Origin of the sequence: Ephemeroptericola cinctiostellae (assembly GCF_003339525.1) — a bacterium.
GTDB lineage: Bacteria > Pseudomonadota > Gammaproteobacteria > Burkholderiales > Burkholderiaceae > Hydromonas > Hydromonas cinctiostellae.
In genome coordinates this window covers 939,708-952,493 of record NZ_CP031124.1, presented here as the reverse complement: position 1 = coordinate 952,493, position 12,786 = coordinate 939,708, and the positions used below count along the sequence as shown (strand labels likewise).

General features: G+C 47.9%; 12 protein-coding genes and 1 rRNA gene. All 13 read right to left on the bottom strand.

The window, feature by feature from the left end:
• Positions 1 to 229: 229 nt before the first annotated feature.
• Positions 230 to 1,165 (bottom strand): AEC family transporter, encoded by a 936-nt coding sequence (locus tag DTO96_RS04485; protein ID WP_114562402.1) that lies wholly within the window; start codon positions 1,163 to 1,165, stop codon positions 230 to 232.
• Between the two features lie 291 nt (positions 1,166 to 1,456).
• Positions 1,457 to 2,848, bottom strand: coding sequence for an MFS transporter (locus DTO96_RS04480; protein WP_114562401.1), 1,392 nt, complete (start codon positions 2,846 to 2,848; stop codon positions 1,457 to 1,459).
• 240 nt (positions 2,849 to 3,088) lie between these two features.
• Positions 3,089 to 3,922: a shikimate dehydrogenase family protein gene (locus tag DTO96_RS04475; RefSeq protein WP_114562400.1), complete on the bottom strand. Its 834-nt coding sequence runs from the start codon at positions 3,920 to 3,922 to the stop codon at positions 3,089 to 3,091.
• Positions 3,923 to 4,128: 206 nt separating this feature from the next.
• Positions 4,129 to 4,590: a type II 3-dehydroquinate dehydratase gene (gene aroQ, locus DTO96_RS04470; RefSeq protein ID WP_373277829.1), complete on the bottom strand. Its 462-nt coding sequence runs from the start codon at positions 4,588 to 4,590 to the stop codon at positions 4,129 to 4,131.
• 136 nt (positions 4,591 to 4,726) lie between these two features.
• A complete protein-coding gene (locus DTO96_RS04465; protein ID WP_114563919.1) occupies positions 4,727 to 5,719 on the bottom strand; it encodes an aldo/keto reductase in 993 nt (330 codons plus the stop codon).
• A 4-nt stretch (positions 5,720 to 5,723) separates the two neighbouring features.
• On the bottom strand, positions 5,724 to 6,686 hold the full coding sequence (locus DTO96_RS04460) for a Gfo/Idh/MocA family oxidoreductase (protein WP_114562398.1): 963 nt from the start codon (positions 6,684 to 6,686) through the stop codon (positions 5,724 to 5,726).
• A gap of 223 nt (positions 6,687 to 6,909) precedes the next feature.
• Entirely contained in the window at positions 6,910 to 7,767 is an 858-nt protein-coding gene (locus DTO96_RS04455; protein ID WP_114562397.1) for a class III extradiol dioxygenase subunit beta, read from the bottom strand.
• A 1-nt stretch (position 7,768) separates the two neighbouring features.
• Positions 7,769 to 8,209 (bottom strand): protocatechuate 4,5-dioxygenase subunit alpha, encoded by a 441-nt coding sequence (ligA, locus tag DTO96_RS04450; RefSeq protein ID WP_114562396.1) that lies wholly within the window; start codon positions 8,207 to 8,209, stop codon positions 7,769 to 7,771.
• A gap of 24 nt (positions 8,210 to 8,233) precedes the next feature.
• Complete coding sequence (locus DTO96_RS04445) at positions 8,234 to 9,142, bottom strand: amidohydrolase family protein (protein WP_114562395.1); 909 nt, start codon at positions 9,140 to 9,142, stop codon at positions 8,234 to 8,236.
• 115 nt (positions 9,143 to 9,257) lie between these two features.
• Positions 9,258 to 9,941 (bottom strand): 4-carboxy-4-hydroxy-2-oxoadipate aldolase/oxaloacetate decarboxylase, encoded by a 684-nt coding sequence (gene ligK, locus DTO96_RS04440; RefSeq protein ID WP_192879033.1) that lies wholly within the window; start codon positions 9,939 to 9,941, stop codon positions 9,258 to 9,260.
• Between the two features lie 8 nt (positions 9,942 to 9,949).
• Positions 9,950 to 10,978, bottom strand: a complete 1,029-nt coding sequence (locus DTO96_RS04435) for an amidohydrolase family protein (protein ID WP_114562393.1) — start codon at positions 10,976 to 10,978, stop codon at positions 9,950 to 9,952.
• A gap of 113 nt (positions 10,979 to 11,091) precedes the next feature.
• On the bottom strand, positions 11,092 to 12,195 hold the full coding sequence (locus tag DTO96_RS04430; RefSeq protein ID WP_114562392.1) for a 4-oxalomesaconate tautomerase: 1,104 nt from the start codon (positions 12,193 to 12,195) through the stop codon (positions 11,092 to 11,094).
• 334 nt (positions 12,196 to 12,529) lie between these two features.
• Positions 12,530 to 12,642 (bottom strand): 5S ribosomal RNA (gene rrf, locus DTO96_RS04425).
• Between the last annotated feature and the right edge of the window lie 144 nt (positions 12,643 to 12,786).

Below are 12,786 nucleotides of genomic sequence, written 5' to 3'. Positions count from 1 at the left end.
TAACCCTTGCTTTGCACTTGTTTAAAGTGAGCCGTTTTGAGCGGAACCTCACACACCACTTAAGAACATCAACTCACGAGTGAGAACAGCGAATCATTGGCAAATTTCACTGTAAACAGTAAATAATGAGGTTGACGTTTATGTGCGTCCCAGCAACATCTGACAAGGCGGCACGCCTGTTTCTTGTTGTTATAAATCGCACCCAGCTGCATTTGATGCAGCCTTCTGTTCAGTTTAAAACAAAATGTTTGAGCAATGACATCAACCCAAGCAAAGTAAAAAACGAGGTCACCGTGGTCATCAACAATGCCGCAGCACAGAAACCGTCATGCCTGTATTTTTGACCAATAATTGGATAAATCCCCATCATCGGCATGGCCGCCAAGGCAATGGCCGCGGCACACAACGTGGGCTGTTTCGACATGAGCAAAAACATAAACACCCCCACGCACAGTGGATGAACAATCAATTTCCCAGCCACAAGCTTGCCCACATCGGGCAACATGCCATCCGTTTTCAATCCAACCAACGTACCACCAATGACCATCAAAGCCACAGCACCCGATGCCCCCGCCAACATATCAATCACTCGGATGATGGGTGAAGGTAAATCCACTTCAAAAACGGCACATAAAAAACCTGAAAAAATAGCCAAAATCAATGGGTTTTTAACCAACGGTTTTAAGGTTTGTCCCAACAACTGAGACGGTGAGGCATCTCCACCTTGATTGCGCTCAGCCAGCACCAAAGTCAAAGGCAAAATCAATAAATTCTCAACAATCATGGCCAACGCAAATGCAACACTGACCGAAGGCCCCAACCACTGCAACACAATCGGTGCGCCCACAAAACCGGTATTGGAAACCGACATCCCAATGCCACGAATGGCACGAAACGAATCCTCATGCTGGCGCTCGCTAAACCACCCCCAAGCGAAACTCAGCAAAGAACCCAATGCATATGCCAATAAAAAACGGCCGTTCAAAACATCTTCGACAGAACTTTGTGACAAGGCTTTAAACAATAAAGCAGGCAATGCAAACCGCACGACAAATAAGCCCAGCGTTTTCATGCCATCACGTGGAAACAAGCCCCAGCGCACAACCGAATAACCCAAAGCAATCAAGATATAAATGGGCAGTGTGACAGTTAAGATTGAAAGCATGTGTGACTCGTATGGCGACTCTGACAAGTAAAATCTACTGGACAGAAGTTAAAAATTAGAAGTTTGATGCAAAAGCACAAACGCACATCGTTTCGATCAAATAAACGAAACAAGTGAAACACCCCGCAAATAAACCAAGAAAACCATCTGAGAAAAACAAAAAAAGGAATCACCAGCCCATTGACCGCAGACCTTATGTGACTCAATGTGACTCAATCTGAGAGAAAAACCCCATTGGACGGGCATCACCCGCCCAATGGGGCTGCATGGCTAACAAGCAATTGAAACTGCTTATTGGTCGCCCGCAAAAGCAACGGTGCGTGCCTTGTTGTATTCCACCTCAGAAACAGGCTTGGCATCTTTATTACCCAAATCTTTCATGGGCACACGGAATGTCTCGCGTGCAGTCCAAGCAGAGATTGAAGCAATGATGGTGATGGTCAAAGCAATTGAACCGACCGTCAAAGGAATGTTGGCCGTAGTGCCTGGAGGCGCAACAGAAACAAACAAGGCGGGTAACATCGCAGTGAGCGCAGTGCCAATGTTTTGAGAAATCGCCATGCCTGAAACTCGGGTACGGGTTGGAAACATTTCAGGATAAAAACTTGGGAAGACCGCGTTATAACCTTGATACACAATGCCCCACATCAAAATAGAAAAAACGAATGCCAAAGGTATGCTGTGGATGCTGATCGCCCACAAATAAGCAAAAGACAACAGACCAGAGCCCACAGAGCCCACAATGAATGGAATACGGCGGCCAATTTTGTCACTCAAATTGCCAACAAAAGGAATCACCAAGACCGCAACAATATTACCGACCACAGGAATCCACAGATAAACAGATTTATCAAAACCAATGCCATAGCCAGGTTGAACAGCATATGCGGCACCAAAAATAGTGGCCACAACAGGTGTCACATTCATCAATGAACAAATCATCACACGAATCATGTCACGCCAGTTTTCTTTAATCACTTGAGCCATTGGCGTTTTAGGCACCTCATTGTGAGAGGACTCTTCCGCAAATGCAGGCGTTTCATCCACTTCTTTACGGATTTTATAACCGACAATAATCACCACAAAACTCATCAAAAATGGAATGCGCCAGCCCCACGACATGAAATCTTCTTTATTCATGAATGTGGCCAAAGGCAAAAACACCGCAGCAGCCAAAATCTGACCCGCTTGCACCCCTTGCAATGTAAAACTGGCAAAATAACCACGACGACCAAACGGTGCATGCTCAAGAATCATCGAGCTTGCGCCAGAGATCTCACCCGCAACCGCAAAGCCTTGAGCCAAACGCAAGAGCACCAACAATACTGGGGCCAAGATGCCCACTTGTGCATAAGTGGGCAATAAACCGACGCCCATGGTGGCAATGCCCATCAAAAACATGCAAATAATCAATACTGTTTTACGACCATGCCGATCCCCCCATTGCCCCAAGAAGTAAGCCCCAATTGGACGGGCGACGTAACCCACGCCATAAGTTGCCAGTGAGGCCACGATGGCGACGGTTGGGTCTGTACTGGGGAAAAACAGTTGAGGGAAAACCAAAGCCGCAGCTGTGGCGTAAATAAAAAAATCATAGTATTCAAGAACAGAACCAATCCAACCACTTAAAGTGGCTTTCTTGGTCTGGCTGGCGTTAGAACCATGCGCTGAAGTAGTGCTCATTGTTGTCTCCAAATTGGAAGTTTAATCAATGCAGCTCAATTAAAAAACTGAACCGCTGACCTTTTTTATGTTGTGAATCTTTATCCATCATTTTTATGTTCGGTGGGGTTAATACTCTATCCTCTGTATCCATCTCCTTTACGCCTGACATGGCCTCATTCTACGTTTTGCACTCCCAATGGGAAGACCTCAAATCAACTTTCTGTTATGCTTTTTTGCTATATCTTGTGCCCAATTAGCTCAATAACTGATGCGAGACCCCACCCTCAAGACATCGGGCGTCGTCGTCGGAAAACCAAAATATTCCAAATACGCAGGAATTTGTTCATACAACATGTCCGTACCAATTTGCACAGGGCATCCACGTGCTTGCGCTGCGGTCAAAAATGCAGTCATTTCCGTTCTCATCACCACTTCACCGACAAAAGTCGAGGGCGCGATACGTGACACATCCATTGGCATCGGCTCGCCCTCGTTCATGCCCATAGGGGTCGCATTTACCACCAGCTCATGTCCTTCTGGGTCATTTAGACCGGTATTGACCACCAGTTGAGGGTAATGTTTGCTTAAGCGTTGTCCCAAAGCCAATGCCGATGCTGGATTGACATCATATAAACTGATTTCGGTGACTCCTGTCGCAGCCAAAGAGGCTGCAATCGCTGAGCCCACTCCCCCGCTACCCACCACCAACACCCGTTTACCGACCAAATCAACACCTTTGCGTTTCACGCCCCGCACAAAACCTTCGCCATCAAACATGTCCCCTTGTAAACGCCCTTCTTCAGTACGGCGCACCGCGTTGCACGCGCCAGCGATTTCAGCGGTTGGACTGATCTCGTCGATCAAACCCATGGTGGTGATTTTATGGGGCATGGTGATGAGGGCACCCGCAATATTGCTCAATTTAAACACTTCTCTCAACAGGCCAGGGTAATCCTCAGGTTTAGATCCAAAAGGAACAACAACCGCGTTGATGTTTTCTTTTTCGAAATACGGGTTGTAAATCATAGACGATTTAAATGCATGGGTCGGATAACCGATGTGTGCAATCAGTTGGGTGTTGCCATTAATCATGAATGTCTCCTTCAGGAACATGAAAAAAGTGAGCGCTTGTTTGCCCCGAGATTTAAATTAGAATTTTCGTCAAAGAATTCCACCAACAAAAATCGAAGAAAATCCGACCGTTGAAAACAAGCCTTTTCAGTTGAAAGCAAGCCTTTTAACTCGCCTGCTTTTTTAATCGTTTTATCGAATGCAGCGGACGGATGCCGCACTTCCTTTTACTTTTTTTGTGCTAAAAAACGCAGTGCAGCCTCATAACCATACGAGCCGAGTCCAACAATCACACCGATCGCAGCATCGGATAAATACGAATGATGGCGAAAAGCCTCACGTTTGTGGACATTGGAAATGTGCACCTCAACAAATGGAATCTCGACACCCGCCAAAGCATCGCGCAAAGCCACACTGGTGTGCGTGTATGCCCCTGCATTGATGATGATCGCATCGACCTGACCACGCGCCGCATGAATCGCATTGACCAATTCACCTTCAATATTATTTTGCACATGGCTCACATTGATGTTGAGCGTTTGCCCCACCGCCACAAGGTGACTGACCACATCGGCCAATGTCTCCGAACCATACACCGCAGGCTCACGCGTACCCAATAAATTTAAATTGGGGCCATTGATGACCAATACATTTTGCATGCCTGCCATTCCGATCTCCTTATTTTTTATCTTTTGTTTTTTTATCGTTTGTCATTTATCTTTAATGCTTGAAACGATCAATCACCACAACGTTCTTACTCGTGCCACTTAATCACCGCCCTTTAAGCGATATCGGCTCATACAACTGCCAATACCTGTTTTTGCTTTAATTTTCAGTGTCAATTTCACGCTGAGTGGCATCGTTATAACGCGCCCCAGCAATCGGATGTGCACGCACCACAGCATCCATTTGTGCCAAGTCTATTTTTGACAACACCCGATCAGCCGCTGTTAAATTTTCCAGCAAATGCGAGATTCGAGTGGTGCCCGGAATGGGAATGATGTGCTCGCTCTGATGCAGCAACCACGCCAACGCCAGCGATGCAGGGGCATAACCCCAAGAGTTTGCCAAGTCCTGAAAAGCCGTTAAAAAGGCCAAATTCTGTTCAAAATACTCCGGATAAAAACGCGGCATGCCACGGCGAATGTCTTTTTCCGCAAGGTGCGCCAAAGCAGCCATGCTCGATATGCCGCCCGCTAAAAAACCTCGGCCCACTGGAGAAAAGGCCACGAACGCCACACCCAATTCACGACATGCGGCCAGCACAGCAATTTCAGCATTGCGCGTCCACAGCGAATATTCGGTTTGCATGGCCGCAATCGGATGCACCGCACAGGCGCGCCGCAAGGTTGCTGCCGACATTTCAGACAGACCAATGTTGCGGATTTTGCCTTCACGCACCAAATCGGCCAATGCACCGACGCTGTCTTCAATGGGTACGTTTTTATCCAAACGGTGCAAATAATACAGGTCAATCACATCGGTTTGCAAACGGCGTAAAGCATCTTCACAGGTTTGCTTGATTGTCGCAGCACGACCATCAATCACGCGCACACCATTAACCCCTTGCATGCCACATTTACTGGTCAAAACAATGTCTTTGCGGTGTGGCTTGAGCACGCGTCCAACCAGTGTCTCATTGGCGCCAAAACCATACAATGCCGCCGTATCAAACAGATTGACCCCTGAATCAAAAGCGGTCAGTAGCAATGTTTCTGCTGTTTTTTCATCTGGCGGTGTGCCATAAGCGTGGCTTAAATTCATGCAGCCCAAGCCAATCGCATTGACTTTAAACTCACCGAGTGTGCGCACCCTCATATGTTCAGCCTGCTGCATTCAATTGTTGTTCCAAATCATGCAATACTTTGTAGCAGGCAAACACACCCTCGACGCTTGAGTTGGGCTCGCGACCCTCTTTGATCGCAGCGAAAAACTCACGGTCTTGCAGCTCGATGCCGTTCATGGACACCGCCACTTTGGACACGTCAATTTGCTCATCTTTACCCGTGAACAGATCATCGTAACGCGCGAGATACGTTGCAGTGTCGCCGATGTAGCGGAAATATGTGCCCAAAGGGCCATCGTTATTGAACGACAAACTCAATGTGCAAATTGCGCCATTGGCGGCTTTGAGCTGAATGCTCATGTCCATCGCAATGCCCAGTGTGGGGTGAATTGGTCCTTGAATCGCATTGGCTTGCACAATCGGGCTGCCTGCTTGATAAGCGAACAAATCAACCGTGTGCGCTGCATGATGCCACAGCAAGTGATCAGTCCAAGAACGTGCTTGCCCCAAGGCGTTGGTATTGGTGCGGCGGAAAAAATAGGTTTGCACATCCATTTGTTGGATGTTAAATTGGCCTGCAGTGATTTGGTTGTGCACATACTGGTGACTTGGATTGAAGCGGCGCGTGTGGCCGACCATCGCGACCAATTCTGTTTCTTTTTGTAAACGCACAATTTCTTCTGCATCGGCCAAATTGTCAGCCATCGGAATTTCAACCTGGACGTGTTTGCCAGCTTTCAGACAAGCAATCGCTTGCTCCGCATGCATTTGAGTGGGCGTGCACAAAATGACCGCATCCACTTCAGGCAAAGCCAAAGCCTCGCTTAATTCTGTGGTCACATGGCCAATGCCATATTGTTCGGCGACTTTTTTTGTGTTTTCTAAATCGCGACTGATCAGCGACACGACTTCAACGCCATCGATGTTTTTGATGCCATCCAAATGCTTGATGCCAAATGCGCCTGCGCCTGCGAGGGCGACTTTAATGGTTGTGCTCATTGAAAAATCCTTAGGAAAACATGGAATAAGTCATTACGTTAAGAAAATAAATCAAGAAAAATAAAATGTCGTGTTGCCTGATGTGTTGCGCTGAAATGCTTGCACTTCGAAAACAGTGAGCGGCTCAATGTGTGGTTTTTTCGTGTGTGTTTTCAAGGCTTTCTTGAAAAAATCCGTGTCATTGAGCACGGGAAAAGTAGGTGTGTACTTTTCCCCACATATCTTAAATGTTGTTCTCTAAGATCAAATGCCCCACGGCGGTGTTGGATGCAGGCACATGATAAAAACGATGCTTGACTGTCGGTGCAGCACCACCATTGACATCGGCCATCGCACCACGGGCAATCAACCACATGACCAGCTCAACACCTTCTGAACCCGCCTCTCGCACGTAATCGATGTGCGGCATGTTAGATAAATCAGCAGGATCAGCGATCAAACGATCTAAAAATGCGTTGTCCCATTCTCGGTTAATCAAACCCGCACGAGCACCTTGCAACTGATGGCTCATGCCGCCAGTGCCCCAAATTTGTACATTCAAGTCTTCATCAAACGACTCTACCGCACGACGAATCGCTTGTCCCAACTCAAAGCAACGCTTGCCCGATGGGACGGGGTATTGCACCACATTCACATGAAAAGGAATGACTTTGAACGGCCAAGCTTCGGGCTGACCACACATCACCGACAAAGGCACAGTCAAACCGTGATCAACAGGCATTTCGTTGATCAGCGTCAAATCAAAGTCGTCTTGAATCACGCTTTGTGCAATGTGTGCCGACAGCTCTGGATGCCCATGCACCATTGGTACGGGGCGTGGCCCCCAGCCTTCATCAGCAGGTGGGTATTCTGCACCCGTGCCCAAAGCAAAGGTCGGGATCATTTCCAAGCTGAACGCAGTGCCGTGGTCGTTATAGACCAAGAAAACCACGTCTGGCTTGTTCTCTTTCAACCATTCTTTTGAATATTCATAACCTTCAAACACGGGCTGCCAATAGGGTTCTTGGGTTTTCCCCAAGTCCATTGCAACACCCACTGCGGGGATGTGCGAGGTATAAACCGATGCGGTGATGCGTGCCATTTTATGCTTCCTCTTTGTTGTGATTGCCTTGCGGTTGACGGTGCGGTTGCGCATCGCCATCCTCACCTAAATAACGATTGCCTTCAGGCGAACGTCCGCCACCAACCATCATGTTGCGGTACTCTTCTTCGCTCATGCCCGTCATCGAGCCAGCCATTTGTTGAAACGTTAAACCATCGGTCGCGCCAATGCGTGCGAGAAAATAAATGTTACCGCCCAATCGAATGCATTCGTTCAAATCGCGTGAAATGACTGCATCTTTTTGCGCCTCGGTCATTTTCCACTCATTCAAATAAGCGCGCTCATCGGCTTTGAATCGGGTGCGATTTTCGGCTTTCATCAATGATGAGCAAAACTGGTTCAGCCAATAACCTTTGCGCGATTCTTCAGCGTCAAAAATGGTTGTACCGGGTATGTCTTTATAAGGTTTATTCAGCGACATGAACGCCTCCAAAATAGTAAAAAATTAATCGGCCCAATACAAGCGCACAGGATTGTCAACCAACAGTTTGTGTTGTAATTCAGCCGTCGGTGCAATATGGGGAATGAAATCAACCAACAAACCATCGTCTGGCATGTGGTCTTTCAAATTGGGATGTGGCCAATCCGTACCCCACAGCACGCGATCAGGGAACGCCTCAACGATTCTTTTCGCAAAGGGCACCACATCAGCATACGCATTTTGCTCGCCATTCAAAGCCTTGGGCCCCGTCGTGGACAGACGCTCTGGACAACTGACTTTGCTCCACACATTGCTGTGCTCGCGCATGAATTTCAAGAACAACTCAAACTCGGGTCCATCCACTGGTTGGCTCACATCGGGACGACCCATGTGATCAACCACCACCGTTGTTGGCAAGGCCGTGAAAAAATCCCACAACTCGGGTAAATCAACGGCTTCAAAATAAATCACCACGTGCCAACCCAACGGTGCAATGCGTGCGGCGATCTCCATAAGTTCATCTTTGGGTGTGAAATCGACCAAACGTTTGACAAAATTAAAACGAACGCCACGCACGCCCGCCGCATGCATGTCCTGCAATTGCGCGTCCGTGACCGTGCGTTTGACCGTGGCCACGCCACGCGCTTTACCATTGGAAGATTTGAGTGCATCAACCAGCGCTGCATTGTCCGCACCATGACAGGTGGCTTGAACAATCACATTTTTATCAAAACCAAGGGCATCGCGCAGTGCAAATAGCTGCGCTTTTGATGCATCACACGGTGTGTATTTGCGCTCAGGTGCGTAAGGAAATTCATCGCCCGGGCCAAACACATGGCAGTGTGCATCGACCGCGCCTGCAGGCAATTTGAAACGGGGTGTGCTCGGATTGCTGTACCAGTCCAACCAGCCTGCGGTTTTTTCAAAGCGCATATCATCTCCTGACGTGTTGTTGTATTTTTCAAATGTGGCATGCCGCCTGCTTGTGAACACTTCAATCGACTTCTAGATTGACCTCGATCAAGCATCGCGCATGTGCTTTTACTTGTTAATCAATGTACTTCAAACCTGCTTTTTCCAATGGCTCACGCATCTTGTACATGTCCAAGCCCAACACGCCCGCCGCCAGTTTTGCACGTTTTTCACCTTCAAAACTTTCACGCTTTTCAGCGGCATCAGCGACCTGCTCAGCGATGGCCGCAGGCACCACCACCACGCCGTCAATGTCTGCAATCACCACATCACCTGCGTTCACCACCGCGCCAGCACATACAATGGGAATATTAACTGAACCCAAGGTCGCCTTAATCGTGCCTTTGGCATGAATCGCCTTCGAAAACACGGGAAAATTCATTTCGGTCAAATCTTTGACATCACGCACGCCGCCATCAATGATCAGCCCGCGTGCACCACGCGCTTGAAATGATGTGGCGAGCAAATCACCAAAAAAACCATCTTCATTTTCAGTCGTGCAGGCGGCCACCACCACATCACCCACTTGAATCTGCTCAGCAGCGACGTGCATCATCCAGTTGTCACCCGGTTGCAACAACACCGTAATTGCTGTGCCACAGATGTTCGCGCCATGATAAATGGGGCGCATATACGGCTTCATCAACCCAACCCGTCCCATCGCCTCATGGATGGTTGCTACGCCGAGTTTCGATAAACGTGCAACAGCAGCTTGATCTGCGCGAACGATGTTGCGTTTAACAACACCTAAATTATTCATGCTCATGATTATTGTCCTTTGGCTTTAAGCTTCGCATCCAAACGTGGAAAGACGCGGCGGGCATTGCCCTCATAAATTTGGAAACGGTCTTCATTTGACAAAATTGGTGATGCTTCGATGTATCGTTTGGTGTCATCGTAGTAATGACCCGTTTGTGGGTCAATGCCGCGCACTGCGCCAATCATTTCAGAAGCGAACAATACATTTTTTACAGGAATCACGGTATTGAGCAAGTTAATACCAGGTTGATGATAAACACAGGTGTCAAAGAAAATATTGTTGAGCAAATGGTCTTCTAACAAGGGCTTTTTCAATTCTTGAGCAAGGCCACGAAAACGCCCCCAGTGATAAGGCACAGCACCGCCGCCGTGTGGAATCAAGAAGCGCAAAGTGGGGAAATCTTTAAATAAATCACTGGTCAGGCATTGCATAAATGCCGTCGTGTCTGCGTTCAAGTAATGTGCACCCGTGGTGTGGAAACAAGCATTGCAACTGGTGCTGACGTGAATCATTGCAGGGATGTCGTACTCGACCATTTTTTCATAAATCGGATACCAGCTTTTGTCTGACAAGGGTGGGGATGTCCAGTGTCCACCACTTGGGTCAGGATTCAAATTGATGCCCACATTACCGTACTCGTTGACGCATTTTTCCAACTCAAGAATACAAGTCGCTGGATCAACACCCGGTGATTGCGGCAACATCGCGGCGGGAACAAAATGATCTGGAAACAATTGACTGACGCGATAGCACAGCTCATTACAAATCGCCGCCCAAGTGCTCGACACATTGAAATCACCAATGTGATGCGCCATAAAACTCGCACGTGGTGAAAAAATGGTCAAATCGCTGCCGCGCTCTTTCATCAAACGCAATTGATTCAGCTCAATGGTTTCGCATAACTCATCATCGCTGATTTTTAGTTCTGACACTTTTGGCATCATGGCGGGGTCTTTGATCCCTGCGATTTGACGGTTACGCCATTCTTCTAGCGCTTTTGGTGCGGTGGTGTAATGACCGTGGCAATCAATAATCATGGTGATCTCCTGTGTATGGATGGGTGTGCCCATCACTTTTTAAATAAAAAACCCAAAACCACTTGGGTATAAACCGATACAACGATCCTTACGACCACCTCTGTTGCAGCATCCTACAATGAGCCATCCCAAATCGCACGTGATACCATCGCCTCACCACGCATGATCAATCGAGCAGTACGCAACAATGCTGCACGCTCGATATTCTGAGGGTTGCTTGGATCAATGGCCAAATCAACCGAAAACTCACCTGTTGGATGCTCAACTGAAATCAATGTCGATGGACCAGCGTTCACCTGCGCAATGCCTTCCGTCACAGAACCATCCAGTACACATGCAGTCGCGACGGTGACTGCGGCCAAAACACCAATCGCGTCATGGCACACATGTGGGATGAAACTGCGCGTAGACAAACTGCCACCATCACGTGGTGCTGCAATTAAAGTCATCTTTGGATAATTTTTTTTTGTGACATCACCCAAACCCATCAAGTGACTGCAATGAAGGCGTAAAGCCTCCAGCTTTATTTTCAGCTCAGCATCCGCATTCATGTCCACAATGGATTCGTAGCCTGTACGACCCAAATCTGCTGCACGCATGATGATCAATGGCATGCCATTATCGATGCACGTCACCTCGATTGTGCCAACACCATCCACAGAAACGGTGTCTTTGACTTTGCCTGTGGGCAAAAGGCCAGAGCAAACAGAGCCCGCCGTATCTAGAAAATTAATCGTAATTGGCGCAGATGTGCTTGGAACACCATCAATGCGCGCATCACCTTCGTAACTGATTTGACCATTGGGTGTTTGCACCGTGATATCGCAAGCCATATCGGTATTCAGAGTCAACACACGAAAAGTACTGGTCACGCCTTGTGCTTTGACCATGCCCGTTTCCAAAGCAAAAGGAACGACCGCCGCCAGCATATTGCCACAATTCGGCGTGGTGTCGACGCTGTCATTATTGGGCTGTAATTGAGCAAATAAAAAAGTTAGGTCAACCCCATCTGTTGTTCCCAAACCAACAATGCCCACTTTGCTGGTCAGTGGGTGCGCCCCCCCCAAACCATCGATCTGGCGGGGATCAGGTGAGCCCATGACCGCCAACAAAATACGGTCGCGCAATGCGATGTCAGCAGGCAAATCACTTTCTTTGAAGAAAGGACCACGAGATGTGCCGCCGCGCATGAAGAGAGTAGAAAGAGGTGTTTGCATGACCACATCATAACGTCAGTCATATAAACACAATAGTGCGCCATTGGACTAGCAGATATAACAAAATGATATGGGTCTTTATTTTTTATATAATGTGGATCCACAAAAGCCACAATCATCATGCAGGGCATGATTGCCTCCAGAACGGTGAGTGGTTCGACCTTCAAACCAGAAAAACCGCACCAAGCCAGGCCTGCCTCAACCCCGAGCTCACATAGCCCATACCTTGTGTTTGTTCTAACACAGCCAATGGATGGTTTATTGGGTTGCATCTGATGGTTTCAAATGCGCATAAAAAAACCCCAGCTCAAAGAGCTGGGGTTTAGTATATAAAGCCTGACGATGACCTACTTTCACACGGGAATCCGCACTATCATTGGCGCTAAGTCGTTTCACTGTCCTGTTCGGGATGGGAAGGAGTGGGACCAACTTGCTATGGTCGTCAGGCAAAGCCTGCATTGCCTGTTATGAGTAGTTGAAACCTCAAACAGCCAACATAAAATCGGGCGTCTTTTGTTGAACTTTCGTCCAACAGACTAGAAACTAAGCATATTTACAGTGACATCCATCTGATTAGGATGGGTTTTAACG